At 61.8% G+C, this 24,007-nt stretch carries 24 protein-coding genes; 6 read left to right on the plus strand and 18 right to left on the minus strand.

Annotated features, from left to right (window positions below; translation table 11 throughout):
* Nucleotides 1-225: 225 nt before the first annotated feature.
* From ABTV29_RS19975 to ABTV29_RS19995, 5 genes are all read right to left on the minus strand, one after another.
* Nucleotides 226-1,437 (minus strand): M24 family metallopeptidase, encoded by a 1,212-nt coding sequence (locus ABTV29_RS19975; protein WP_433766407.1) that lies wholly within the window; start codon nucleotides 1,435-1,437, stop codon nucleotides 226-228.
* A gap of 259 nt (nucleotides 1,438-1,696) precedes the next feature.
* Nucleotides 1,697-2,719, minus strand: coding sequence for a GlxA family transcriptional regulator (locus ABTV29_RS19980; RefSeq protein ID WP_433766408.1), 1,023 nt, complete (start codon nucleotides 2,717-2,719; stop codon nucleotides 1,697-1,699).
* 175 nt (nucleotides 2,720-2,894) lie between these two features.
* Complete coding sequence (locus ABTV29_RS19985; protein WP_433766409.1) at nucleotides 2,895-3,083, minus strand: DUF1289 domain-containing protein; 189 nt, start codon at nucleotides 3,081-3,083, stop codon at nucleotides 2,895-2,897.
* Nucleotides 3,084-3,092: 9 nt separating this feature from the next.
* A complete protein-coding gene (gene dmeF, locus ABTV29_RS19990; RefSeq protein WP_433766410.1) occupies nucleotides 3,093-4,013 on the minus strand; it encodes a CDF family Co(II)/Ni(II) efflux transporter DmeF in 921 nt (306 codons plus the stop codon).
* Nucleotides 4,014-4,020: 7 nt separating this feature from the next.
* The gene (locus tag ABTV29_RS19995) at nucleotides 4,021-4,296 is read right to left on the minus strand and encodes a metal/formaldehyde-sensitive transcriptional repressor (RefSeq protein ID WP_433766411.1); all 276 of its coding nucleotides are present in this window, start codon (nucleotides 4,294-4,296) and stop codon (nucleotides 4,021-4,023) included.
* 251 nt (nucleotides 4,297-4,547) lie between these two features.
* Between ABTV29_RS19995 and ABTV29_RS20000 the strand changes: the two genes are divergently transcribed.
* Nucleotides 4,548-4,709, plus strand: a complete 162-nt coding sequence (locus tag ABTV29_RS20000; RefSeq protein WP_433766412.1) for a DUF2986 domain-containing protein — start codon at nucleotides 4,548-4,550, stop codon at nucleotides 4,707-4,709.
* Nucleotides 4,710-4,763: 54 nt separating this feature from the next.
* On the opposite strand, the gene ABTV29_RS20005 is transcribed toward ABTV29_RS20000, so the two are convergent.
* The 6 genes from ABTV29_RS20005 to ABTV29_RS20030 all read right to left on the minus strand — a co-directional run bounded on the left by ABTV29_RS20005 (nucleotide 4,764) and on the right by ABTV29_RS20030 (nucleotide 12,737).
* Nucleotides 4,764-6,014 carry an OprD family outer membrane porin gene (locus tag ABTV29_RS20005; RefSeq protein WP_433766413.1) on the minus strand — a complete coding sequence of 417 codons (1,251 nt, stop codon included), beginning with the start codon at nucleotides 6,012-6,014 and terminating at the stop codon, nucleotides 4,764-4,766.
* Between the two features lie 69 nt (nucleotides 6,015-6,083).
* On the minus strand, nucleotides 6,084-7,082 hold the full coding sequence (locus tag ABTV29_RS20010; protein ID WP_433766414.1) for a 3-hydroxybutyryl-CoA dehydrogenase: 999 nt from the start codon (nucleotides 7,080-7,082) through the stop codon (nucleotides 6,084-6,086).
* On the minus strand, nucleotides 7,082-8,188 hold the full coding sequence (locus ABTV29_RS20015) for an NAD/NADP octopine/nopaline dehydrogenase family protein (RefSeq protein ID WP_433766415.1): 1,107 nt from the start codon (nucleotides 8,186-8,188) through the stop codon (nucleotides 7,082-7,084). Before ABTV29_RS20015 ends, ABTV29_RS20010 begins: the two co-directional genes overlap by 1 nt.
* A 95-nt stretch (nucleotides 8,189-8,283) precedes the next feature.
* Nucleotides 8,284-9,258 carry an AraC family transcriptional regulator gene (locus ABTV29_RS20020; protein ID WP_433766416.1) on the minus strand — a complete coding sequence of 325 codons (975 nt, stop codon included), beginning with the start codon at nucleotides 9,256-9,258 and terminating at the stop codon, nucleotides 8,284-8,286.
* Nucleotides 9,259-9,341: 83 nt separating this feature from the next.
* The gene (locus tag ABTV29_RS20025; RefSeq protein WP_433766417.1) at nucleotides 9,342-10,697 is read right to left on the minus strand and encodes a spinster family MFS transporter; all 1,356 of its coding nucleotides are present in this window, start codon (nucleotides 10,695-10,697) and stop codon (nucleotides 9,342-9,344) included.
* A 564-nt stretch (nucleotides 10,698-11,261) separates the two neighbouring features.
* Complete coding sequence (locus ABTV29_RS20030) at nucleotides 11,262-12,737, minus strand: PLP-dependent aminotransferase family protein (RefSeq protein ID WP_433766418.1); 1,476 nt, start codon at nucleotides 12,735-12,737, stop codon at nucleotides 11,262-11,264.
* Nucleotides 12,738-12,838: 101 nt separating this feature from the next.
* Here ABTV29_RS20030 and ABTV29_RS20035 point away from each other — a divergent pair, with 101 nt between their 5' ends.
* Nucleotides 12,839-13,600, plus strand: coding sequence for a sulfite exporter TauE/SafE family protein (locus ABTV29_RS20035; protein WP_433766419.1), 762 nt, complete (start codon nucleotides 12,839-12,841; stop codon nucleotides 13,598-13,600).
* 120 nt (nucleotides 13,601-13,720) lie between these two features.
* On the opposite strand, the gene ABTV29_RS20040 is transcribed toward ABTV29_RS20035, so the two are convergent.
* Nucleotides 13,721-14,689 (minus strand): ABC transporter substrate-binding protein, encoded by a 969-nt coding sequence (locus tag ABTV29_RS20040; protein WP_433766420.1) that lies wholly within the window; start codon nucleotides 14,687-14,689, stop codon nucleotides 13,721-13,723.
* Nucleotides 14,690-14,777: 88 nt separating this feature from the next.
* Nucleotides 14,778-15,617, minus strand: coding sequence for a HalD/BesD family halogenase (locus ABTV29_RS20045; protein WP_433766421.1), 840 nt, complete (start codon nucleotides 15,615-15,617; stop codon nucleotides 14,778-14,780).
* A gap of 108 nt (nucleotides 15,618-15,725) precedes the next feature.
* Between ABTV29_RS20045 and ABTV29_RS20050 the strand changes: the two genes are divergently transcribed.
* Nucleotides 15,726-16,637: a LysR family transcriptional regulator gene (locus ABTV29_RS20050; protein ID WP_433766422.1), complete on the plus strand. Its 912-nt coding sequence runs from the start codon at nucleotides 15,726-15,728 to the stop codon at nucleotides 16,635-16,637.
* A gap of 41 nt (nucleotides 16,638-16,678) precedes the next feature.
* On the opposite strand, the gene ABTV29_RS20055 is transcribed toward ABTV29_RS20050, so the two are convergent.
* Nucleotides 16,679-17,560: an alpha/beta fold hydrolase gene (locus ABTV29_RS20055; protein ID WP_433766423.1), complete on the minus strand. Its 882-nt coding sequence runs from the start codon at nucleotides 17,558-17,560 to the stop codon at nucleotides 16,679-16,681.
* 130 nt (nucleotides 17,561-17,690) lie between these two features.
* Here ABTV29_RS20055 and ABTV29_RS20060 point away from each other — a divergent pair, with 130 nt between their 5' ends.
* Nucleotides 17,691-18,281: a CGNR zinc finger domain-containing protein gene (locus ABTV29_RS20060; RefSeq protein WP_433766424.1), complete on the plus strand. Its 591-nt coding sequence runs from the start codon at nucleotides 17,691-17,693 to the stop codon at nucleotides 18,279-18,281.
* A gap of 92 nt (nucleotides 18,282-18,373) precedes the next feature.
* Here ABTV29_RS20060 and ABTV29_RS20065 read toward each other — a convergent pair whose 3' ends face one another.
* Genes ABTV29_RS20065 through ABTV29_RS20080 form a run of 4 tightly spaced genes read right to left on the minus strand, consistent with a single transcriptional unit; the run spans nucleotide 18,374 to nucleotide 22,149 of the window.
* Nucleotides 18,374-19,174 carry a sugar phosphate isomerase/epimerase family protein gene (locus ABTV29_RS20065; protein WP_433766425.1) on the minus strand — a complete coding sequence of 267 codons (801 nt, stop codon included), beginning with the start codon at nucleotides 19,172-19,174 and terminating at the stop codon, nucleotides 18,374-18,376.
* Nucleotides 19,171-19,911, minus strand: coding sequence for an SDR family NAD(P)-dependent oxidoreductase (locus ABTV29_RS20070; protein ID WP_433766426.1), 741 nt, complete (start codon nucleotides 19,909-19,911; stop codon nucleotides 19,171-19,173). The genes ABTV29_RS20065 and ABTV29_RS20070 overlap by 4 nt, the downstream gene beginning before the upstream one ends.
* Nucleotides 19,911-21,257 (minus strand): MFS transporter, encoded by a 1,347-nt coding sequence (locus ABTV29_RS20075; RefSeq protein ID WP_433766427.1) that lies wholly within the window; start codon nucleotides 21,255-21,257, stop codon nucleotides 19,911-19,913. The genes ABTV29_RS20070 and ABTV29_RS20075 overlap by 1 nt, the downstream gene beginning before the upstream one ends.
* Before the next feature lie 58 nt (nucleotides 21,258-21,315).
* Entirely contained in the window at nucleotides 21,316-22,149 is an 834-nt protein-coding gene (locus ABTV29_RS20080) for an amidohydrolase family protein (RefSeq protein WP_433766428.1), read from the minus strand.
* Nucleotides 22,150-22,298: 149 nt separating this feature from the next.
* Here ABTV29_RS20080 and ABTV29_RS20085 point away from each other — a divergent pair, with 149 nt between their 5' ends.
* Both ABTV29_RS20085 and ABTV29_RS20090 read left to right on the plus strand, forming a co-directional pair.
* Entirely contained in the window at nucleotides 22,299-23,252 is a 954-nt protein-coding gene (locus ABTV29_RS20085) for a LysR family transcriptional regulator (protein WP_433766429.1), read from the plus strand.
* 185 nt (nucleotides 23,253-23,437) lie between these two features.
* Nucleotides 23,438-23,947 carry a YkgB family protein gene (locus ABTV29_RS20090; RefSeq protein ID WP_433766430.1) on the plus strand — a complete coding sequence of 170 codons (510 nt, stop codon included), beginning with the start codon at nucleotides 23,438-23,440 and terminating at the stop codon, nucleotides 23,945-23,947.
* The last annotated feature ends 60 nt before the right edge of the window (nucleotides 23,948-24,007 follow it).

Genomic DNA, 24,007 nt, shown 5'->3' on the forward strand with positions numbered 1-24,007 from the left:
GGGCACCTCCGGTGTCAGAGGTGCGGTTGTCGAAACGAAGCGTCGAGGCGTAGGACATGACAAAACCCTCTATTGTTTTACTTGGCAGGGTTAAGGCTCGGTAGATCTTGTGGCGAGGGAGCTTGCTCCCGCTGGGTGGCGCAGCCGCCCCATTGACTATGCGATTCTACGACTGCTGCGCAGCCGAACGGGAGCAAGCTCCCTCGCCACAAAGGCTCTATCAGCTTACTTCTTGATGATGTTGTGTTCAGGGCCATACGGGAATTTGGTGATGTTTTCCCCACCCTGTTCGTTGACGATCAGGATGTCGTGTTCACGATATCCACCGGCACCCGGAAGGCCTTCGGGCAGCATAATCATCGGCTCGATCGACACCACCATCCCCGGCTCCAGCACGGTGTCGATGTCTTCGCGCAATTCCAGCCCGGCTTCGCGGCCGTAGTAATGGCTCAGGGTGCCGAAGGAATGGCCGTAGCCGAAGGTGCGGTATTGCAGCAGGTCGTGCTCGAGGAAGATCTCGTTCAGTTGCAGTGCGATGTCGCAGCAACGCATGCCCGGCTTGATCAGTTTCAGGCCGGTCTCGTGCACCTTGACGTTGACCTCCCACAAGCGCAGATGCTCGTCGGAGCAGTGGTCGAGGAACAGCGTACGTTCCAGCGCGGTGTAGTAGCCGGCGATCATCGGGAAGCAATTGAGGCTCAGGATGTCGCCCTTGTTGACCTTGCGCGACGTCACCGGGTTATGGGCGCCGTCAGTGTTGATGCCGGACTGGAACCAGGTCCAGGTGTCCATCAGCTCGGAATCCGGGAAGGTGCGGGCAATTTCGCGCACCATCGCCTGGGTGGCGTGCAGGGCCACTTCGTATTCCGGCACCTGGTCACGCAGGGCCTCGACGATGGCGGCACCGCCGATGTCGGCGACGCGGGCGCCATGGCGGATGATCGCGTGTTCTTCGGCGGACTTGATCATGCGCATGCGCATGCAGGGTGCGGCGATGTCCACCAGCTCTGCTTGCGGGTAGCGGCTGGCCAGTTTGTCGCGATTGAGCAGGTTCAGATGGTCGAACTCGATGCCGATGCGCCCCGCCCGGGGCAATGCCTGCTGGATGGCGACGAAGTAGTTGTCGCGCTGCCAGTCGGTGTAGACGATGTTGTCGGTGCCGACGGTACGGCGCCATGGCTGGCCACCGTCGATGTTGGCGCTGATGGTCACGGCAGTGTCCTGGGTCACTACCAGCGCGTAGGGACGCCCGAAGGAGCAGAACAGGAAATCGCTGTAGTAGTTGATGTTGTGATAGGACGTGAAGACTGCCGCGTCGATATTGTTCTGCGCCAGATAAGCCCGCAACTTGGCCTGGCGGTTGGCGTATTCCTGAGCGGAGAAGGTCGGGCTGATTTTTTCACCGTTCTTGATCTGGATGGTTTTCGGCATTTGCATGTCTTTTATCCTTGTCATTGATTGAGCGACAGAAGGCGCCAATCTGGCGGGCCGCTGGAGATCATTCGAACAGATGCAAAGTGAGGTTTTTTGCGCGAATCCGACCTGTAGTTGGTCAGATCCGCTGTTTGCCAAAAGCCCCTTTTTTTGGCCACCCGGAAAACACGAAGCCCCCGCCAGGCGAGGTAAACCACTTGGCAGGGGCAGGAAATTCAGGATCGAGGATCGCGGCTTTTGTCGGCGGCGCTTCTATCGCGCTTCAGGCACGGGTTTGCTCGCGGCGACCTTGTACCCGGGTGATTGGAGTCGCGCCCATATGGTCGCGTGGGTGTACGCCGAAGTATTGGCGATAGCAGCGAAAGAAATGCTGCACGGAGACGAATCCACAGCCACGGGCGACCTCCGGCAGGGACTGTTCACCGCCTCGCAGCAACTGACGTGCCTGTTGCAGCCGCAAGTCCAGGTAGTGTCGGGATGGCGAGCAACCCAGGCTGCGCTTGAACAGTCGCTCCAGATGCCGCCTGGAAACGCACAGGGCGTCGGCCAGTTCGTCGATACCCAGGGTCTGGCTCAAGTTGTCGTTCATCAATGCCAGGGTTGCCTGAAGCTTTGCCGGCGCGTCATGCACGGGTAAAAGCGCTCGCGCCTGGCGTGCCGCGTGTTTTTCCATGCGCAGTATCAGGCCACGGCCATGGGTGCGGGCGAGCAGTTCGTGCATCAGCCCTTGCACGGCTTGCGGGCCGACACAGGTCAGACGCTCGCGGTCGACACAGAACGGCGCGGCCACGGGTGTCAGTTCGCTGAAAGCGGCAAAGGCCATCGACGCGGCCAGCTCAGGCAAACTGCAGCGAAAGCCATCCAGTGCGCCAATCTGCGCCAGCAGCCAGCCTGCCTTGCCCAATGCCCCCAGACCGACCGGCTGCGCCGCCCAGTGGGTCAGCTGCGCCAGCAGGTCCGGGTACTCCGCTTGCAGGTTCGGCTCATCTCCACCACAGAGGATCAGCACATCGAGCCCGTGTGCCTGATCCAGCCGCGCAGTCGTGGTTGTGATGCCATTGCTCGCGAGCAGTTGCCCTGCGCCCAGGCTAAGCACTTGCCACTGGCAAACGCTGCGCCCCGCCAACTGGTTGGCAAGTCGCAAGGGCTCCAGCGCATTGGCCAAGGCGTAAAAATCGAAGGCTGGCGTCAACCAGAAACCAATGTTCAGTGTCGGCGGCTGTGGCGAGTCGGGGACAGCCGGCGCCGACTGCAATCTTGAACAGGTCAAAACACTGATAGCCATCGCCGATCTCCACGCCACTTCAAACACTCAGGAATGCACCCGATTGTCGGCGCCTGGGATCATCGGCGGATGTCAGATTTCGACCCCTAAGTGTTCGCCACTACCGGAGTCGAGGGTGATGCGAAAACGGGCTTGTTCGCGAAGGCCGTGACCGATCCCGCGCGAGATCGGCTGCCTATAGCCTGTTTTTCTTTTTAGTGATCGCTTTCATGCGAGCCGTGGCTTTCTGCACGGTCGCCATCTTTTCCGGCCGTTTCATGCCGCGCCATTTGCGGATTTCTTCCCGGGTGCGTCCGCAGCTCACGCACATTTCGCTGTTGAGCTGGCACAGCGAAACGCAGGGGTTTTCAATGTCTTTAGCCATGCTTGCCGCTCATGTTGTGCGGTATTCCACTGTCAGGTGCGTGACCTCATGGACAGGCTTCAACGCACTGCGCACGTCGTCGGCAGACCACTGCGCCGGACCCTGCACGCTGACGATGGCCGCCCGCGCCTGCGGGCCCACGCGCCAGACGTGAAGGTCGGTGATGTTGAACTGCGCGGACTGCCCGAGCAGTTCACGGATCTCTTCGGCCACGTGCTCATCGGTCTTGTCCAGCAACACGCCAGCGGTGTCCTTCATCAGCAACCAGGCCCAACGGGCGATGACGACTGCGCCGACGATGCCGATGACCGGATCGAGCCACACCCACCCGAGGAACTTGCCTGCCAGCAGCGCGACGATGGCCAGGACCGAGGTGACAGCGTCCGCCAGCACGTGAACGTAGGCCGACCTGAGGTTGTTGTCTTCGCCGTGGGAGTGTCCGTGGTGATGATGACCATGATCGTGGGCATGCCCGTGATCATGGCCCGCGCCGCCCGCCAACAGCAGTGCACTGACGACGTTCACGATCAGGCCGACCACGGCAATCAAGGTTGCCGTGCCGAACTGCACCTGGGTCGGTTGCAGAAGACGCATGACCGACTCGACGCCGATACCCAGCGAGATCAGGCCGAGGATCAACGCCGAGGCGAATCCGCCAAGATCCCCCACCTTGCCGGTGCCGAAGCTGTAGGCGGAGTTTTCCGAATGCTTGCGCGCGAACGCGTAGGCAGCGGCCGCGATCCCCAGCGCCCCGGCGTGGGTCGCCATGTGGAAGCCATCGGCCAACAAGGCCATGGAGCCGGTGATGTACCCGGCGGCGATTTCGCCGACCATCATCACCAGGGTCAGGATCACCACCCAGAGCGTGCGCCGGGCGTTGTCGTCGTGACCGGCCCCGAGGAAGTTGTGGCTGTGAATATAAGCGCTCATGCGTGCCTCACTTCGAATAACGGCGGATGGCTTCGAGTAGCTCTTCGACGCCCTGTGCCCGCTCCTCGTCGGTCAGGCCCGGCCTGGCGACGTGCTCCCGGGCGTGGTCTTCGATGATTTCATCGAGCAAGCCGTTGATCGCCCCACGGGTTGCCGCCACCAGATGCAGGGTCTTGGCACAGTCCCCTTCACCCTCCAGCGCACGCTCGATGGCCTGTACCTGGCCCGCGATGCGCTTGACGCGTTTGAGCAATTCGTCTTTTCCAGCCCTGGTGTGACCCATAGCATACCCCCCTACCCTATATTGGCGAGCATGATGCGCCTGGCTGGCGATGTTGGCAAGGTGGGTCTGCGACCCTAAAAACATTGTGGGTTGAATGACGTATGGTCGACACAAAACCTGTGGGAGCGAGCCTGCTCGCGATGGCGGTGGGTCAGTCAACGATGATGTCGACTGACACGCCCTCATCGCGAGCAGGCTCGCTCCCACAACGATCTGATACCATTCAAAAAGTTACAGACCGAGTAGAAACCATGAATCGCCGCAAAAAAATCAAGCAGTTGCTGGAAGCTCACGCGAAAAAGGCCAATGCCAAACTGGCCCCGAAGAACAAGCCCAAGTACATCAGCAAAGCCGACCGCTTGAAGCTGGCGGCTGAAGCCAGTGATGACTCAACCGCTTCCTCCGAAAGCTGATCCCCGTCGCTGGAGCCCCACCGGAATTTACAACCCGGTGCTGCTCGGCGCTCCTTACCAGAACTTCCAGGTGTAGGTCGTGGCAAAGCGGTACTCGTTGTAGTCGTAGCCGTACTTCTGTTTCACGTCGATGTTGCGCAGGTCCAGCGCCAGGCCTTGCAGTGGCCCGCTCTGTATGACGTAGCTGAGCATCAGGTTGCGTTCGCTTTCCTGGTTGTCGCTCAGGTTGCCTCCACGGTCCCAGTTGGTGCCCTTGGTGTAACGGCTGTAGAACTTCAGCCCCGGTATGCCCATCCCGACAAAGTCATAGCCGTAGCGCGCCGACCAGGACTTCTCATCGGGGCGAATGAAGGCCAGCGACGACCAGTTCACCAGGTAAGGTTGCGGGATATAGCCGTTGAGCGTCGGGAAGACGCTGTCACCGAGCATGCGCTGGTAACTGACGCCAAACATGTGTGCACCCTTGAGCAAGGTGAACAAGGCGCCATACGCACGGTTATCGATCTCACCGTCCAGCGCATTGCCGTCTTCATTGTTATTGAAGTAGCGCAAGTCGGTCTTGAGTTTATAACCGCCACCCAGATCAGCCATGTGCGTCAGGCCGAAGTAGTGCTGCTGATAAATATCGTGCACCACGCCATAGAAGTAACTGGCTTGCAGGTTCTTGGTGATGTCGTAAGTGGCCCCGCCAAAATCCAGGCCATCACTGTCCAGATTATCGGTAGTTCCCCACTTATAGAGTTTCTCGTGGTTGGAAGACTCCCGGGTAACGGCCGACCAGAAACGGCCGCCGGTCAATGTCAGGCCATCGACATCCTTGGATTCGACCACAGCGCCCTGGTAGATGGTGTCCAGCTGCCGGCTGGTGTCATCGAACGCCACCGGCAGTTGCGGACGCATGTCACCGACCTTCAACTCGGTCTTGGCGTAGCGCATCTTCAGGGTCGCACCGGCGCGGCTGTAGTCATCGGCCGTCTGCTGCTGGCTGACGCTGAACGGCAACGAGCCGTCGTTGCCCGATGAATCCAGGCGCACGGCGTATTGCGCATCCACATCCAGGCCGATGGCCAGGGCCGTATCGGTATAGCCGGAGGTGAACTGCGCATCGAAACCCTGGGACCAACTATGCACTTCGGACGCCGGCGCATTGGTATTGGTGTAGTTGCGGTGCAAGTAGAAGTTGCGTGTGTCCAGCTTGAAGTGACTGTCATCAATCACATCGGCATGTGCCGTCAGTGGCGAACAGGTCAAACCCAGTACGCTGGCCATACCCAGCCCACGGCAAAGCCGGTTTCCATGAACCATCTCACATCTCCACGTTTGTATGTGCCTGGGCACTGTGCTTATAGGAGTTCAAGCAAAAGGATGTTTGGGTCAGGGTCGCGCCAGGGCCCCCTCGAACGTTGGCGTCAGCCCCGACAGCTCCAGCTTGCGCACGAAGTCCCCGAGTCGCTGCTGCTTGTAGGCGTCCACATCCAGGTCGCGGTAGTCGTAGAAACCCTGGCCATCGCGCAACCCGTTACGGCCGTTTTGCATGTTGTCGGCAATCACCTGCGGCGATTCGAAACGCGGTGCCAGCGCACCACTCAGATAGCGCGAGGCGTAGTAGAGAATGTCGCCGCCACCCCAGTCGATAAACTCGAGCAGGCCCAGCACCGAGAAACGCAGGCCAAAGCCGACGCGCACCGCCGTGTCGATATCCTCGGCACTGGCCACGCCCTCCTCGACCATCCGTGCCGCTTCATTCATCGCCAGCGCCTGGATGCGCGGGACGATGTAGCCGGCCACCGGATTGCACACCACCGGCACCTTGCCGATCCGCTTGAGCAGTTGCAGCAGGCGCTCGACCACCTGTGGGCAGGTCGCTTCGCTGCGGCTGACTTCCACCAGTGGCATCAGGTACGCGGGATTGAGCCAGTGCGCGTTAACGAAGCGCCCGGGCGTGCTGACCATTTCCGCCAGCTCGGTGACCAGGAAGGTCGAGGTCGTCGAAGCGATGATGGCGGACGCCGGGACATGCTCGCTGACCCAGGCGAACGTCTCCTGCTTGACCGCGATGACTTCCGGCACCGCTTCAAACACCAGGTCGCACTGGCGCAATGTCGCTGCGGCACGGGACTTGGCTTGCAGGGTCAGCCGGGACATCGCCACTTCCGCCTGCTCCGGCGCAAGCATGCCCAGGCTCACCAGCATCCGCAGTTCGCCGCGAACGTTGTTGCGCACGCGCTCGAAGTATTCGCGGCGCTCGTCCTCGGCACGCTCCTTGATGTCGATCAGAGTGACAGGCAGGCCCGCATGGATGAACGCCAGGGCTATGCCCTCGCCCATTCGCCCGGCCCCGACCACGCTGACATTTGGCAGCATGGCGTCCATCAGTTGCAGCCTCGGGTGAGCAGTTCTGTCATCTGCACCCGGTCAAGCCCGGCCAGCCCTAGGTTTTCCAGGGTACGGCCTTCGGCATAGAGGTCGCGCGCGGCCACCGCCGAAGCAATGCTCAGCAGGCCCTGTGCGACCGGCGTCGGCACACCGGCCCAGCGACCGACGGACACCAGGAAGGACAGGCCCAGGCGGGTGTCTTCGAGCATGTACCGGTGCTTTTGCAGGTCGATGTCTTCACGCCAGTCGCCGCTGTCGGTCAACTTGCCATGGGCGCCGCGCCCGTACATCCACTCGTCGCCTTCGGTGGTGTTGTAGTGATCGGCCAGTGGAAAGTGCGGCGCGCCGTAGTGCAGTGCCTCGCGTACCGCCATGCGCTCGGCATCGAGCTGGTTGGTCACGCGGCGAATCGATGGCTGGGTGCCTTCGTTATGAATGTCCCAGGACTCGAAATGCTCCAGGGGACCGGCGTTCATCATGATCAGCGGCGGGTGAATGATGGGGCCGGCATTCATCAGCGCACCGCTCAAGGCGTCTTCGATCGGTTCGACACTCGGATAGGCCTGGCGCAGCACCGCGAATGCCTGTTCCGACAGGTTGGCGGGGAACACGCCGGTCGGCAGGCGGGTCGCGTAGCCGCTGATCACCAGATCGCTGGCGCCGTGCTTGCGCACCAGGTACGGCAGTGTGCCGGTTTCAGCGAAGGCGACCTGGCTGCGGTTGCCCGCATCGGCCATGGCCTTGGCGAACACGTAGCTGCCAAAGGTGCCCGGCGGCAGGAACACCACTTGGCCGTCGCGCAGGTGCGGCGCGACGTGCCTGGCCAGGTCTTCGTGGGAGGTGGACGGCAGCGGGATGATGACCAGTTGCGCGTCGCCCAGGGCTTCGGCCAGGTTGTCGGTCAGCGACAGCTGGTCGCCCGGCTTGCCGACAGACAGCTGGCGAGTGCCCCGGTAGTCCTTGATGGTCAGGCTGCCGATGTCCAGCAGTTCCTTGAGCGCTGCGCCGTCACGCCGCCACAGGCGGGTCGCATGGCCTTTTTCGGCCATTTCTGCAGCAGCGGCGTAACAGCCGTGACCACCACCCAGCACAGTAATCTTCATGCAAAAGCTCCTCTTGTAAGAGACTCGATCCTATCGAGCCGTACCCCCGGCGACTTACCCGATTGCGCAACCGACTCACCCATTGCGCAAAAGCTTCAGTGCTTCTGGCGCCGCAGTGTGTCCGACGGCAGGCAGCCATAGCGTTGCCGGTAGGCACTGGAGAAATGCCCGAAGCTGTTGATCCCGTGACGCAACAGGATGTCGGTGACGGTCTCGCCGGCCCTGCCCTGCTTCAAAGACTCGTGGATGACGGCCAGGCGGCGGTCGCGGATGTAGTTCACCGGCGCCTGCTGGAGGAACTGGTTGAAGCCGTTTTGCAGGGTGCGCACCGAGACCCCGCACAGTTCGCTCAGGGTGGTCATGCTGATCGGTTCGTCGAGGTGCGCCTCGATGTAATCGCGCGCCTTCTTGACGTGGTGCGGCAGCGGCGCGCGGGAGTCGTTCAGAAGCTCCGCCGAGTAGTTGTGCGGCAGCTGCGTAAGCAGCAGTTGCATCAGGTATTCGGACAGGCTGCCGGCGATGCGCGAGCCGTCGACGCCGCTGCCGTACAGCCGGCAGATGTAGTCCAGGGTGTGGTAGAGGCTGACGGCGCCGGCGCCCAGATGATCGACACTGACATCGAAGATCACCGACTGCTGCAGGCTGCGGTCGAGCAGCCGTTGCAGCTGGGTTTCCAGGGCATCGCGGTCGATACGCAGGATCAGGTTGCGGCATTCGCCGTCAGTGACGATGCGGCTTTGCGCGAACGGCGAGGACACGCTCAGGCAGCCCGTGCGCATCGCCGCGCTGCGCCGCCCGTGGGCCACTTCGCACTGCCCCTGCAGGGTAATGCGAAACAGGTACTGGTCGGCGATGTCGCCGATGGTGACTTCCACCGGCGCGCCGTAACTCAGGTCGAGCAGCGCGGCATCGCCGAAGAACACGCCGTTGAGCCGGGTGTGAATGGGCTCGTCGCGCAGCAGGTTGAAGCTGTGTGGACACAGATACTGGCTGACCTTGTCCTTGATCTCGCGGTAGTCGGCCGAGCTGAGCAAGCTGTGCCGTTCCAGCAGGTGTACGTCATTGAGCATCAGGGTTTCTCCTGATCAGGCGCGTACAGGCCCGGCTCCGATCAAATCGGGCCAGGCCGGACGCAGATCATGGGCATCGTGAATCAGGCCTGGGACGGATACTCCCGGGCATGGCTTTCGCGGAAGCAGCGGCAGCCGCGCCAGAGCAGCAGCACGGTCAATGCCGATGCGCCGACGATCACCAGCGACATCGACGAACCCACCGCCGCCGGCGAGCCGAAATAGCGGTCGGTCAACAGTGCTACCAGCGTGGTCCCCAGCCCCAGGCCCAGTAGGTTGCTGATCAGCAGGAACACCGCCGAGACCTGGGCACGCACCTGATTCGGGGCGAGGATCTGCATGGCTGCGGTCGACGCCGGCATCGGGAACGAGGCGAAGAACATCGCCGGTACCAACAGGGTCACGGACAGCCACAGTTGGTCGACTTGCGGGAACAGCACGGCCGGCACCGCCATGCCGATGGCGCCGATCACACCGGTGCGCATCGCGGCGTCCTGATGACCGCGCTTGGCCAGATAGTCGGTGAGCCATCCGCCGAACAGCACCCCGGCGGTGTTGGCGAGCAACAGCACGGTGCCGAGCATGTAGCCGGCCTCGACCGGCGTCAGGCCGAACTTGCGGATGTACAGCGCCGGGCTCCAGCTCATCATGCAGAACAGGACCATGGCGTAGAACGAGAAGCCCAGGTAGTGGCAGGTGAAGGTGGCTCGGTGACGACCGAGGAAGCGCAAGCCATCGCTGAGCGCCACCTTCTTCGGCCGGCCCTGGGCATCAACCTGCAAGCCCTTGCGTGCCGGATCGCGCACGGTCAGCCAGATCATCACGCCGACCAGGATGCCGGGCAGGCCGACAATGAAAAACGCCAGCTGCCAGGCCTTCATCGCGCCCAGAACCGCGACCTCGATGGTGTTCATGTCCTTGAGCAGCGCGATCACGTAGCCGCCGACCAGGAAGGCCAGGCCGCCACCAACGAACGAACCGATCGAGTAGATACCCACCGCGCGGCCGAGTTTCTCCTTGGGGAACATGTCGCTGAACATCGAGTAGGCCGAAGGCGACAGCGCCGCTTCACCGACGCCCACGCCAATGCGGGCGAGGAACATGTGCAGGAAGTTCTTGCTCAGCCCGCAGGCGGCCGTCGTCAGACTCCAGAACACCACCCCGACAGCGATGATCTTGGGCCGCGAGAAGCGGTCCGCCAGATAGGCAATGGGCATGCCCATGAACGCGTAGAACAAGGAAAACGCCAGCCCGTGCAGCAAGCTGAACTGGGTATCGCTGAGCTGCAAATCGGCTTTGATCGGCTCGATCATCAGCGCGAGGATCTGCCTGTCCACAAATGAAAAGATGTAGGCAACCATGCACAGGCCCACCACATACCACTCGTAGAAGTAAGTCTTCTTTTGCTGCAGGACCGCGTTATCGACCTGGATATTCACTGGTTTTTTGCTCCTTTTTAATCCGCTCGGATGCTTGACCGGGCAACCGGTCAGGCGTGCTGTGTGCTGGGCGATGGAGGGCAGATTTCAGAAGCAATGGAAACGACGGTGGGCTCGGACATTTTCGGATCTCTTGTTGTTATGGATTGACGGCAAGGCGGGTTCGACGCAGCGGACCGCAGCGATGATGCGCATCGCTGCAGGTAAGGTAAGTCAGTGGATGACCGATCGGTATCAAGAGGAACAGCACCTGCTGCCAGTAAATCTCCAATCCGTACTGGGGATTTCTTTAGTCACAAAATCAGCCAGCCACCAAAATCACTGTGGGAGCGAGCTTGCTCGCGATAGCGTTTTGTCAGTCACTCAGAAGTTGAATGACCTGACGCCATCGCGAGCAGGCTCGCTCCTACAAGTTTAGAGGGTGTACACAAAATCCGGGGCAACCCCCGCACTCCTGTAGGAGCGAGCTTGCTCGCGATGAACGTTCAGACAACGCGGCTCATCCAGACAGCCCGCGTTATCGTTGACGTCCATCGCGAGCAGGCTCGCTCCTGCAGGTGGGTATTACGCCAGTTCATGCATAAGGCCGCGGATGACTTCGGCCAGAATTCCGATCCCTTCATGGATCTCCTGCACCGTCAGGCCCGCGTAGCCCAGAATCAGGCCGGCGGGTCGATCAGGCGCTGGTGACGGGGCATCGGCAAACAGCGGTGACAGCGGATACACCCCTACCCCACGCTCCAGCGACATCGCTTGCAGCCGTGCCTCGTCCCGGGCACGAAGCGCCGGCAACAGCAGTACGCCATGCAGGCCCGCCGCCATGCCGACCAGTTGTCCGTACTCCGCCAGATGCAGCTCAAACGCTTCGATCAATGCCTTGCGCCGCTGTTCGTTGCTGCGGCGCAGGCGGCGGACGTGGCGCTCGTAAGTGCCACTTTCGATCAAAGCGGCCAATACGTTTTGTTCCCAACGCGGTGAGTGGCGATCGGTCAGGCGCTTGGCTTCACGAAACACGTGGACCAGTTCCCGTGGCAGCACCAGATAGCCCAGCCTGAGCTGTGGCGACAGGGCCTTGGAGAAGGTCCCGACATAAATGACCCGCGCCTGCGTATCCATCGATTGCAGCGCGTCGATGGGGCGCTGGCTGTAGCGAAACTCGCCGCCGTAATCGTCTTCGATGATCCACGCACGATGTCGGTGCGCCCACCTCAGCAGTTCCTGGCGACGGGCGACGGAAAGCACCGCGCCCATGGGCAGCTGGTGTGAAGGCGTCACGAAGGCCAGGCGCACGCGATCATTTTCCGGCAGCGCGCCGGTATCCAGCCCGGCCCCGTCGACGGCGATGGGCAGCGCCGTCGCGCCCGTGGCCTGGAAGCTGTAGCGGGCCATGCGATAGCCAGGGTCCTCGCAGACGAATGCATCTTCCGGGTTCAAAAGCAGGCGCGCACACAGGTCCAGCCCCTGCTGCGAGCCATGCACCACGAGAATCTGATCGGCCTCGCAGGTCAGGCCCCGTGCCCGTCGCAGATACCCTTGCAACGCAGTGCGCAGGCGCGCCTCCCCTTCGGGCTGGCCATAGGCGAGGCTCGGCTGGCGCTTGACCAGTTCACTGCGGTAGGCGCGTTGCCAGCCCAGGGCCGGGAAATCCCTCGTGGCGACCGAGCCGTAGCGGAAATCAATGCGGGCACGGGGCGTGGCCATGCTGTAGGGCGTCATGACGGCAACCCGCTCGCCATAGCGCGACAGCACCGGCGGCAGCGCCGGCTGCTCACTGGCGCGCCCGGACGGAGCACCGGTCACGCTGGCGACCGTGGCCGCCTTGCCCTTTGTGGTGATGACAAAACCTTCGGCGGCCAGTTGCTCGTAGGCCGCCGTCACAGTGGTTCGCGATACGCCAAGCTCGGCCGCCAGGGCCCGCGTCGACACCAGCTTCGCACCTGCCGCCAGCGTGCCCTGCTCGATCTGCGCCCGCAGCCGGGCATAGATCCGGCGTTCCGCACCGCGAGTGGAAGCATCGGAACGGTTTGAAAACTGGCCCATGGGAAAACCTCGAAACTGGCACTTTTTGTCGGGCAGGTTGTGATTGACATTATGGGTACCCCGCCACGCCGATGAAATCCCCCGTTACAGGAGCGCGCATCTTGGACCTGACGATCACCACGATCCTTGTCACCTTCGCCGGCGTCTTTCTGATCTGTTTCATGAAAGGCGCATTCGGCGGCGGTTTTGCCATCGTTGGCATTCCGCTGCTGTCGCTGGTGATGGACCCGATCACCGCCGGTGGCCTGCTCGCGCCGTTGTTCATCGCCATGGACCTGTTCGGCCTGCGCTACTGGAAACTCTCCACCTGGTCGAAACCGGACCTGAAATTGCTGGTACCCGGGCTGGTGGCGGGAATCGGCATCGGCTACCTGTTCTTTCGGGTGGTGGACCACCGTCTGGTTGCCATAGCGATGGCGGCGATCACCCTGGTGTTTGTCGGCCTCTGGTTCAAGGCCGGCGGTGAAGTCAGGGTGCGCCCGCGCTCATCGCCCAAGGCCGTGGCCGCCGGCTTCACATCCGGCATCACGACGATGGTTGCGCACTCCGGCGGGCCACCGCTGGCGATCTACCTGCTGCCGCTGGGCCTGAGCAAGCAGGTGTATGCCGGGACGACCAGCATGTTCTTTACGGTGGGTAATCTGATGAAGGCCGCGCCCTGGTTGCTGCTGGCCAAACCGACGGGCAGCGTACTGAGCCTGATGGGCATCTGTCTGCTTGCGGTTCCCAGCGGGGTCTGGCTGGGCTGGCGACTGCATGCGCGCCTTGACCAGCGCCAGATGTACCGCGCCTGTTACGGCCTGCTCGTGGTGACGGCGGTGAAGCTGCTGTGGGATGGCGTTTCGGGCTATGTCGCCTCATAGACCATTATTACTGTGGGAGCGAGCCTGCTCGCGAAGAGGCCATCAGCTTCAACATCAATGTTGACTGACACACCGCTTTCGCGAGCAGGCTCGCTCCCACAGAAAGAAAGATTGCCGTTTCTAGAGCGAGGCCTGGATCTTTTTCGCCGCCGCCTCATCGACCCACGCGCGCCAGACTTCCGGGTGTTCCTTGAGGAATATCCTGGCCAGCTTCGGTGATTCGATGCGCTCGCTGGTCATGCGGGCCAGGTTCTGGTTCAACAGTTCGATGGGAATGTTGACCTTCTCCAGTACCGCGACCAGTTCGGGAGCCTGTTGGTGAAAGGTGCTGGAGAGGCCGACCATGGTGACGACGTTTTTGTCGACACCGGGTTTTTCCTCCAGGCGGACGGCATCGATCTGCCCCATCAGCGGGGTCGGCGACCAGTAGTAGAACAGCACCGGTTCACCGCGCTTGTAACTGGACAGGACCGCCGCATCCAGTGCCGCTCCGGTGCCCGGGCGGAAGTTGGTGAAGGTGTCTTGCAGACCGTACTCCTTCAACATCTCGGTGTTGTCCTGCTCACAGATCCATCCCGCCGGGCAGTTGTAGAAGCGCCCCTTGGAGGGTTCCTCGGAATCCTTGAAGACCGTCGGATATTTGCTCAGGTCGGCGACGGTCTTGAGGTCGGGTGCCTGGGCAGGCCGGTTGCGCTTCTTGTCCCCCTCGACCACATAACGCGGGACGTACCAGCCCTGGGTCCCGCCAACGATCGGCGCACCGACACCGATGACCTTGCCGGCGGCCGCGGCCTTCTTCCAGACTTCGCTGCGCTCCATCCATTCTTCGCCAAACACCTGGATGTCATTACCGGCCAGCGCAGTCTCGAGAATGATGGTGTTGCCCACCATCTGGTCTGTGGTGCAGCCGTAGCCGTCCTTGAGCACGATCATCATGATGTCGGTGAGCAGCATCCCGCTTTCCCAGTTCAGGCCGGCGAACTTCACCGGTTTACCTGAATCGCACCATCCCGAGGCCTGGCTTGTGGCACTGCCGGCGAGCAAGCCGAGGGTGAGTAATGAGGCCAGCAAACGCTTGCTGTTTTTCATGATCAGACGCTCCGAATCGTTTTTATTGGGGGCAGCGAACTGTGGTGCGAAAAGGTGAATCCATGGTTTTTGTCGTTATGGGTAAAACCTAAGCCAATGGCTCAACGGAGGTACGCCCGTAGAACAGCTGGCGGGCATAGGCGCTGAATTCGACATTGGGCTGATCGACATAGGCGAGCACCGCGTTGAGCCGCAATCTGTCCCCTTCCACCGGCGTCACCCGATGCAATGAATAGCGGCCACGGAACAAGGTCAGCGTACCCGGCACCTGGGGCAGAACCTCGATCTGTTGGGTGGTCGGCTCATCGAGGAAATCCCTTACCGCGTCGTAGCAATCGTCGTTTTCATTGCGCAGCATACGCACGTATTCGAAATCCCCACCGCTGTTCGCCGCCTGAAGCGACAGGGTGACGCTGAAGTCGGATCGATCGAAATGCCAGCCCAATTGCTGCCCTGCCGTGAAGCCTTGCAGGTTCAGGGCCGCCAGGGGGTCGGCATGGCGATAGAGGGTATCCAGGCCCAAAACGTCCTTGATGAAGGCGAGGACTTCGTCCGACTCGTAGATCCGGCGGATCCCATGGGCGGCAGGAATATCGGCATAGGCAACGGTGTCTTTTTCAGTGCTCATCAAGCGCCGCAACGGATGCTGCGGATCAACGCTTTCATCCTGAGGCTTGAAGTAAACCGTGTGGCTTTCCCGGAACTGGAACATGCGCGAGTGCAACGCCAGCGTCTGGTCCGCCATCGCGACAACCGAGGGTTCGCGAACGAAACCCGGGAAGATCGCCACGCCCTCTTGTCCCAGCAACGACTGGCTGTGAGCGACCAGTTCGAGATAAGCGGCACTGTTGCGATCGGTGATGGGATAAAGCTCCAGATCGACGATATCGCCCAGGGTTGGCGCAGGTGTGAAAGGCAGGGTGGTCATTGTTGTTGGTCTCCAGTGGCTCTGCGGGATCGAGATTGCATCGCCACCAAAAACAAGTCACGCTCATAATTTTCCGCAATTTTGTGAATTATTTTCAGGTCACTCGCCATGAGACTTACGCTCGATCACCTTGTGATGCTGCAAACCCTGTCGGAAGTCGAATCGATCACGGCGGTGGCCGAACGTTTATGGCTGACCCCCTCGGCCGTCAGCCACCGCATACGCGAAGCCGAGCGACGGCTGGGGGTGAGCCTGACGGAACGATCGGGGGGCAAAATGCGCCTCAGCCCCGCCGGCGTGCGCCTGGAGCGCGCGGCCAGGGACATCATCGCGATACTCAATGAGGCCGAATCCGAGGCCCGATCCATGGCCGGCGGCGTCACGGCGTTCGTCCGCATGGGCGTCACCTCCTACGGCCCGTTTCGCTGGATTCCGAAATTCATCAAGCACTATTCCAGCCTGCGCCCGGACATCGAAATCACCCTGGTGACCGTGCCCCGGGATGACGTCTACGCCAGCCTGATGCAGGGCAAGCTGGACGTGTCGATCATCGATGACGGCATGGTGCCCAGCGGTGTCGCCAAACTGCCGCTGTTTCGCGACGACCTGATTGCGATCATGGCCACCGACCATCCCCTGGCGGGCAGGAAAGCCATCTACGCGGAAGACTTCAAGACCTACAACCTGGTGACCTATTCCACCGACCGCGCCAGCGGCTGGGAATACGACCGTTTCTTCGCCCCCGCCAGCATCCTGCCGCGACGCATGATCACCGTTGAGTTGATCGAAGCCATCGTCGAACTGGTGCGCTCGGGCTATGGCATCAGCATCTTGCAACGGGACCTGGTGACCCCGAGCCTTGAGCGTGGCGAGCTGGCATGGGCAGCCCTGAACGACGGCCTGGACATCGCCTGGAACGCCATTGTTCGCCCATCGGAACGGGAAGACAGCGAGGTGAACAAAATGGTCGCGGAGCTTGATAGCTGGATCAAGCTGGCAGGCAAACCTGAGCACGGCTGATCCCTCGCGGGCCGTGCTCAGGTGTGCTGGCCGCTTGTATCTCAGTCGATGTAATCACCCACTACTTCGACAATCCGCCGAGCGATGTAGGGAGCGTGGGTTTCCAGTGCGAAGTGGCCGGTATCGAGCAACTCGACCACGGCGTTCGGGTTGTCGCGCTTGTAGGCTTCGGCACCAGGGGGAATGAAGAACGGGTCGCCCTTGCCCCAGATCGCCAGCGTCGGCACTTGCGCATCACGCAGGAACTGCTGGAACGCCGGATACAGCTTCAGGTTGTTCTGGTAGTCATAAAACAGGTCGAGCTGGATGTCCTTGTTCCCCGGCCGCTCCAGCAGCAGCGCGTCCAGATGATAAGCCTCGGGAGCAATGAGATCGGGATCGCTCACCCCTTCCACATACTGCCAGCGCGTGCCCTCCAGATGCAGGATGGCATCGTTGATCACCTGGCGATTGGCCGGCGACGGATCGGCCCAGTACTGGCGGATCGGCGCCCAGGCCTCCCCCAGCCCTTCAAGATACGCATTGCCGTTTTGCGAAACGATCGCGCTCACCCGCTCCGGGTAGGCCAGTGCCAGGCGCAGGCCGGTGGGTGCGCCGTAGTCGAAGAAGTACATCGCATAACGCTTGAGCCCCAGCACATCGACAAACTGGCGGAGCGTCTCGCCGATGGCATCGAAGGTGTACCGGTAATTGCGTTGCGCCGGGACTTCGGTGAACCCGAAACCAGGCAGATCCGGCGCGATCAGGCGGTACCTGTCCGCCAGCAGCGGGATCAGGTCACGGAACTGGTGCGAGGAGCTGGGAAACCCGTGCAGCAGCAACAAGACCGGCGCATCGGCAGCGCCTGCTTCGCGGTAGAAAACCTTGACGCCATCGGCTTCGGCGAATTTGTAGCTGATGCGAGTGTATTGGGAAGTGGTCATGGCCGGGGCCTCATGTAACTTGTTAAAGTTATTTTTACTGGTTACCTAAATCCATTTTGCACAGATCATGTAACTGGTCAAATAATTTTTATTGGTTACACTCTACCCGTCGACCCATCGAGCAATTGCCATGACCACCCTCCTCCCGCCCCTTGAACTGCCCACGCCACTGCTACTCGCCGACCACCCGGCGCTGGATCTGCTGAACACGCAAATGATGGTCGAGGGTCAAAGGCGCGACCTGCTGAACAGCGATGCCTATGCAGCGCAGTGGCTTGAGCAGATCGGTTTCGGTTCGGCGAGCGAAATGGTGCCGGGTGATGGGCAATTGCTCGCGCAACTGCGTGCGCTGCGCGACTGCATCGAGGACTTGCTCGCAGCCCGCCGGGAAAACCGCGTGGCGGATCCGGCGGCACTGAATGCCTTTCTGTTGCGAGCGGTGCCGCAACTGCTGTGGGAGGAAACGGGCGCGCCAGTACTGGATCGCTTCCGTCAGGGTGATGCCGCCAGCCAATCCCTGGGCCGGCTGGCCTATGCCGCCGCCGAGTTGCTGGCCCAAGGTGATTTCAACCTCGTGCGCAAATGCGAAAGCGCAGACTGCTCAATGATGTTCTATGACCGCACCAAGTCGCACAAACGACGCTGGTGCAGCATGGCCCTGTGCGGAAACCGGCATAAGGTCGCCGAGTTCCGCAAGCGGCGTCAGGGGGTTGCGGACTGAGGCCGGCAAGCTGCCCGATCAGATCGGATACGGCTCGATCCATTGTGCAATGGTGGTCGTTTCAATCTGCCGTTCACCATTGCAGTGCGCGCTCATGACAAGGTCTGCCGGTCCAGCCACGTGCGCGTGCCGGTGAACGCTTGCCGCAACCGCGCAGACGCGTCACTCGCGGCGCAAGGAACTTCCACACTCCAATGCACCTCGGGTGGCAGCGCGTCGAGCAACTCGCTCAAGGCCAACTGCCCCTGCCCCGGCGGCAAGCGACCCTCGCGGGCTTCACGGAGGATGCCCTCGCCGGTGGGGGCCTGTGCCGGCGCATCGCTCCATTGCACGCCATGGAGGTAACGCCGGTCCAGTTGCGCCACGGCAGCGGCATTGCCGCCGGAGCGGAACAGGTGCAACGCATCGAGCAACACGCCACCGTTGTCCTGGCCCGCCGCCGCGATCAACGCGACGGCCTGTTGCAGGTTGCCAATGTGACGCCAGCGCATGAACTCCAGGTCGACACGCAATCCATAACCGGCGGCCAAGTGGCACAGGGCAGCGAAATTGTCCACGAGCCGGGAAGGCTCCGGATCGTCGCCCGATACCGTCAGGCAGCGCGCGCCCAGTTGCGCCCCGGACTCCAGCAGCGATGCAAATCCGGCGACATCGACTTGCGGTTTCAGCTCGACGAATTCGATCTCGTTGACCGCCACGCCTTCACCATCCAGCGTGGCCTTCAACTGTTGCAGCGCCTGGCTGCCCGGCGCCAGCGGGTAAGCGATGCCTCCCGCCATTGCCGGGTGCAGACGCAGCCCCACCGAACTGAAACCTGCGCGTGCGGCCTCGCGTGCAAACAGCTCGGGCGCCAGCTCAAGCGCGGTGAGGTGCGCTACACCCAGGCCGTTCAATAGGTTGCCCTGCCGCCGCTGAGGTCGAACACAAAACCGGTGGTGAAGCTGCATTCGGGCCCGGCGATCCAGGTCACCATGTTGGCGATTTCCTCGATTTGCAGGAAACGCCCCATGGGAATCTTGGCCTTGCTCGCGGCGATGTGCTCGGGGGTCATTTCCGCCATCAGCCCGGTTTCCACCATGGCCGGCGCAATGCAATTGAGCAGTACGCCGTCCTGGGCCAGCTCCTTGGCCGCCGCCTTGGTAAAGGCGATGACACCCGCCTTCGCTGCCGAATAGCCGGAGATGTACTGCACGCCGTCCTTGCCGGCCATCGAGGCGACATTGACGATGCGCCCGTAACCCCGCTCGCGCATATGCGGTATGGCGGTGCGACAGCAATAGAACACCCCCGTCAGGTCGATGGCGATGACCTGGTCCCAGGCGGCTGTCGGGTACTCCCAGGAGGGCGCTACCGGCCCGTTGATCCCGGCATTGTTGACCAGGATATCGACGCGCCCCTGTTGGGCGACGACCTCCTTGAAGGCCACCTCCACAGAGGCCAACGAGGCGACGTTGACGGCCTGGCGCATCACCGGTTCAAAGCCGTTGGCGATGCTGTCCCAGCCATCGACCGCCAGGTCCCAGATGACGATCTGCGCGCCCGCGGTGTGCAAGCGACGGGCAATCCCCAGGCCGATGCCACGCATGCCGCCGGTCACGATGGCCGTCTGGCCTTCCAGGTATCGAGTCATCAGAGTGCTCCTTGTTGAACGGTTTGGATGTCGGGCAGGCGGTGCAGATCGCGCACCATGAACAGGTAACACAGGGCGCCCAGCACGGTGATCGAGGAGACGAAGGCCAAGGCCCAGACGAACGAACCCGTGGTCGTGACAATGACGCCGATGGTCAAGGGGGTCACGATGCCGGCCGCATTGGCGAACAGGTTGAAGACACCGCCGCTCAAGCCGAGCAGGCCCTTGGGGGCGATATCGGAGACGATCATCCAGGCCAGCGCCGACATGCCCTGGGCGAAATACGCCACGCACAGGATGGCGATCACCAGCGCGTCGGATTCCACGTAATTGGCCAGCACGATCACCGAGGCGGTCAAAAGACCCGCGATGACCGGCAGTTTGCGCGCGACATTCAGCGAGTAGCCGCGGCGCAGCAAGGCGTCCGACAGCCAGCCGCCGGCCAGGGTCCCCAGGGAAGCCGCGATGAATGGCAGCACCGCGACCCAGCCCACCTTGAGCCAGGGCATGTGGCGCTCGGTGACCAGATAAGTGGGGAACCAGGTCAGGAAGAACACATTGGTGGAGTTGCAGGCGAACTGCCCCAGGCAAATGCCCAGCATGTTGCGATGCTTGAGCAACGCAGGAATCTGCGACCAGGAAAACCGCGTGGCCTTCTGGCCGCCATCGACCACCCCGCCGCCCTGGGCAATGTAATCAAGCTCGGCCTGATTGGCCGTGGTCGACTCGTGGGGCTCGTGGTACTTGCGCCACCAGACCAGGCCATAGAGAACCCCGAGGATGCCCACGGCCATCAGCAGAAAGCGCCAGCCATAGGCGTGCAGGACCCAGAACAGCAGCGGCGTCAAAAACGCCAGCCCGACGTATTCGGCGAAGGTATAGATGCCCGTCGCCCGGGCGCGCTCACTCTGCGGGAACCAGGTCGCGACGACCCGGCTGTTGGTGGGAAAGCACGGCGCTTCGGTAGCCCCGACCAGCAAGCGAAAACCCAACAGCGACAGAAAGCCCTGGGCCAGGCCCTGCAGGCCGGTGAACACCGACCACAACGTCAGCGCCAGCCAGTAGGTGAACTTGGTGCCCAGCCGGTCGATCAGGATGCCGCCGGGAATTTGCGCGGCCGCGTAGGTCCAGGAAAATGCTGAAAAGATCAGCCCCATCATGACCGCGTTCAGGCCCAGGTCGGCACTGATGCTGGGCGCGGCGATGCCCATGACGCTGCGGTCCAGGTAGTTGATCATGGTGCCGCCGGAGATCAGCGCCAGGATCAAAAACCTCGTGCGGGTCCGGGTACTTTGCTCCGCCGGACAGGCGAGCGTTGCCGCTGCGAATCTATTCTCGGTCGTCATCGGTATGTTCCTTTTTATTATTGGAGGTCTTGCCGGCAGCACGCTGCCCAAACCAGGTTCAACGCTCGCCAAAGCCGAACAGCCGCCGTGGCGTGTCCCACATCACCTTCTTCCTCACACTGAAATCGGGCATCAACTGCTCTGCCAGCTTGAGCAGCGGCCCGTAGTCCACGCGCGATTGCTCGCGAATGAACGGCCAGTCCGAGCCCCACACACACGCATCCGGGCCGAAGGCCTGGAGCAGCGCGCGTACGTAGGTTCCGGCTTGCTCATCGAGATGATCGTGAGCGGCAAACTTCTGCATGCCCGAGATTTTCACGCAGGCCCGGCCGCTGCCGGCCAGCCCCAGCAGCGCCTTAAACCCCGGCTGCGCGAGGCCCTCGCGGACATCGGGACGGCCACAGTGGTCGATCAGCAAGCGCGGCGCCGTCGACTCGATCAGGCCCAGCAGCTCGACCAGCTGGTTGCCCTGGACCTGGATCTGGGCGAACAGGTCCAGTTCGGCGAGCCGGCCGAAAAGTCCAGCCGCATCCTTCATGACGGCCAGGCCTTCCAGCGCCGGATTGAACGCAATCCCCACCACGCCCTGCTCCTTGAGCGCGGCCAATTCATCCAGGGCGGTGTCAGGTTCGACCACGGCAATGCCCTTGAAGCGGCCTTCGCCGTGGGCCAGTGCATGCAGCAGGCAGCGATTGTCCGTGCGGTAACCGCTGGTGGGCCCTACCAGCAAGGCGTGTTGCACCCCGTAGGCGTCCATGACCCGGCCGAACTGTTCCAGCGTCGCGACCTCCTGTCCGGACGGTGCATAAATCGTGTCGGCGCGATAAGCGAACCGCGCCGGGTCAAACAAATGGTTATGGCAATCGATCTTGAATTCGTCGTAGATGCTCAAGCCTGCTCCCGCCAAGCGTCACTGCGCTTGCTCACTGATCTTTGTTATTGTTCGCCGCGCCGGGCGATTCGATGCAGTGAAGATACGACCAGGCGGTCAATAGCGCTCATACCGAGATCGCTCGAACAATAACCAAAGGTTAATGATCCATGCCCTACGGCGAAGGCCCCGACGCCCACACGATGATTTTCAAGCTGCGGCACATGGAAGTGTTCCGCGCGGTGATGCTCACCGGCTCGATCAGCGGAGCAGCGAAAATGCTCTACGTCTCGCAGCCGGCGGTGAGCAAGCTGATCACTTACATCGAGAGCCGGCTGGTCTATCGCCTGTTCCAGCGCATCAACAATCGCCTGGTGCCCACCACCGAGGCGCTGATCCTGTACCGGGAAGTCGAGCGTGTTTACCAGGCCGCACTGGCCGTCAACGAATGTGCGCTGTCCCTGGCCAACGGGCCTCACCGTCAGTTGCGCATCTGTTGCAGTGCGTCACTGTCGACGGTGGTCATCCCGTTCGCCCTGGCCCGGCTCAAGCGCGACATGCCATCGCTGAACATCGAATGGCAAACGACGCTGATGCGCGACATGCCCAACCAGATCCTGTCGAAGAAGGTCGACCTGGCGATCTCGGCATTGCCGCTGATCCACGACCACTTGCACTCACGGGCCTTCATGCGCGCGCACATGGTCTGCGTGATGCCGGCCGATCACCCCCTGGCCCACCGCCCCTCACTGTCACTGCATGAACTGGTCGACCAGCCGCTGCTGCTGTTTCGCCCCGACATGCCTTTTGGCCAGTTGCTGGCCGATGAAATCGAGCGCCAGGGCCTGCACCTGAGCTCGATGCTGAACTTCACCAACGCCAACGAAGCGGTCGCGCTGGTCAAACAAGGCATGGGCCTGACCATCATCGATGAATTCGTGGCCCAGGACAGCGGCCTGAAGGTCGTGCCATTGGTTGAGCCGATTCATTTCGATATCAGCTTTGTCTACTCGCGGTTCGAACCGCTCTCCGAACCCGCCATGCAACTCATGCAGGTGCTGTATCGCCAGGCCGCCAAACTGGGGCGGTTGATTCCAGGCTTCGAATTGCCCAGCGTCGACTGATCACCCGGCCGTTTTCACAGGAGCGCCGGTTTCCCAGCCGCCCCAGTCAAGACGATCTGCATCGAACGCAATACGCTCGGCAGCCATGCCAGTGGCAGCAAAGCCAACAATATCGACAAGCCCGACACACACCGTGTCGGGCCGCTCGATAGCCTTTGCCACCCCCACTACTGGAAGCCTTCATCATGAAAAGCTTGAACATTGAGCACTACAAAACCGCCAGCGTGAACGAACATTCGACCCTCGGCAGCACCGTCACGGCGCTGGGCACCTACGGCATTTATCTCGCCCTGGCCGTCATCTACTTCTGGTTCGGCGGCATGAAATTCACCCACTACGAAGCCACCGGCCTGGTGCCGCTGGTGAGCAACAGCCCTTTGCTGGGTTGGGTGTATGAGATTTTCAGCGTCGATTTGTTCTCGGCCCTGCTGGGTGTCCTGGAGGTCTCGATTGGCGTTCTGATTGCCGCACGCCTGCTGTCGCCCAAGCTCTCATTGATCGGTGGCGCGCTGTCCGCCGGGTTGTTTTTCACCACATTGAGCTTCATGTTCTCGACCCCTGGCGTGATCGAACCCGGCCTGGGCTTTCCGGGCATTTCCGTAGCGCCGGGCCAGTTCCTGCTCAAGGACATCGGCCTGCTTGCCGCCTCTGTGTTTGTCGCCGGCCACTCCCTGGCGGCACTGGAAACCCGCTGAACCCATCAGGGTGCTGTCGATATGGCCTGAAGCAGTTCGAGTGCCCAGGCCATTTTCCCG

The organism is Pseudomonas putida (assembly GCF_050989985.1).
Lineage (GTDB): Bacteria > Pseudomonadota > Gammaproteobacteria > Pseudomonadales > Pseudomonadaceae > Aquipseudomonas > Aquipseudomonas putida_AI.

Excerpts from the sequence above, each read along its gene's own strand:
- ABTV29_RS19985 (WP_433766409.1), bottom strand. The coding sequence starts at position 3,083 with ATGGCTAAAGACATTGAAAACCCCTGCGTTTCGCTGTGCCAGCTCAAC.
- ABTV29_RS20060 (WP_433766424.1), top strand. The coding sequence starts at position 17,691 with ATGACCACCCTCCTCCCGCCCCTTGAACTGCCCACGCCACTGCTACTC.
- ABTV29_RS20085 (WP_433766429.1), top strand. The coding sequence starts at position 22,299 with ATGCCCTACGGCGAAGGCCCCGACGCCCACACGATGATTTTCAAGCTG.
- ABTV29_RS20005 (WP_433766413.1), bottom strand. The coding sequence starts at position 6,014 with ATGGTTCATGGAAACCGGCTTTGCCGTGGGCTGGGTATGGCCAGCGTA.
- ABTV29_RS19975 (WP_433766407.1), bottom strand. The coding sequence starts at position 1,437 with ATGCAAATGCCGAAAACCATCCAGATCAAGAACGGTGAAAAAATCAGC.
- ABTV29_RS20010 (WP_433766414.1), bottom strand. The coding sequence starts at position 7,082 with ATGGACGCCATGCTGCCAAATGTCAGCGTGGTCGGGGCCGGGCGAATG.
- ABTV29_RS20030 (WP_433766418.1), bottom strand. The coding sequence starts at position 12,737 with ATGGGCCAGTTTTCAAACCGTTCCGATGCTTCCACTCGCGGTGCGGAA.
- ABTV29_RS20070 (WP_433766426.1), bottom strand. The coding sequence starts at position 19,911 with ATGACTCGATACCTGGAAGGCCAGACGGCCATCGTGACCGGCGGCATG.
- ABTV29_RS20040 (WP_433766420.1), bottom strand. The coding sequence starts at position 14,689 with ATGAAAAACAGCAAGCGTTTGCTGGCCTCATTACTCACCCTCGGCTTG.
- ABTV29_RS20015 (WP_433766415.1), bottom strand. The coding sequence starts at position 8,188 with ATGAAGATTACTGTGCTGGGTGGTGGTCACGGCTGTTACGCCGCTGCT.
- ABTV29_RS20000 (WP_433766412.1), top strand. The coding sequence starts at position 4,548 with ATGAATCGCCGCAAAAAAATCAAGCAGTTGCTGGAAGCTCACGCGAAA.
- ABTV29_RS20050 (WP_433766422.1), top strand. The coding sequence starts at position 15,726 with ATGAGACTTACGCTCGATCACCTTGTGATGCTGCAAACCCTGTCGGAA.
- ABTV29_RS19995 (WP_433766411.1), bottom strand. The coding sequence starts at position 4,296 with ATGGGTCACACCAGGGCTGGAAAAGACGAATTGCTCAAACGCGTCAAG.
- ABTV29_RS20075 (WP_433766427.1), bottom strand. The coding sequence starts at position 21,257 with ATGACGACCGAGAATAGATTCGCAGCGGCAACGCTCGCCTGTCCGGCG.
- ABTV29_RS20055 (WP_433766423.1), bottom strand. The coding sequence starts at position 17,560 with ATGACCACTTCCCAATACACTCGCATCAGCTACAAATTCGCCGAAGCC.
- ABTV29_RS20090 (WP_433766430.1), top strand. The coding sequence starts at position 23,438 with ATGAAAAGCTTGAACATTGAGCACTACAAAACCGCCAGCGTGAACGAA.
- dmeF (WP_433766410.1), bottom strand. The coding sequence starts at position 4,013 with ATGAGCGCTTATATTCACAGCCACAACTTCCTCGGGGCCGGTCACGAC.
- ABTV29_RS20045 (WP_433766421.1), bottom strand. The coding sequence starts at position 15,617 with ATGACCACCCTGCCTTTCACACCTGCGCCAACCCTGGGCGATATCGTC.
- ABTV29_RS20020 (WP_433766416.1), bottom strand. The coding sequence starts at position 9,258 with ATGCTCAATGACGTACACCTGCTGGAACGGCACAGCTTGCTCAGCTCG.
- ABTV29_RS19980 (WP_433766408.1), bottom strand. The coding sequence starts at position 2,719 with ATGGCTATCAGTGTTTTGACCTGTTCAAGATTGCAGTCGGCGCCGGCT.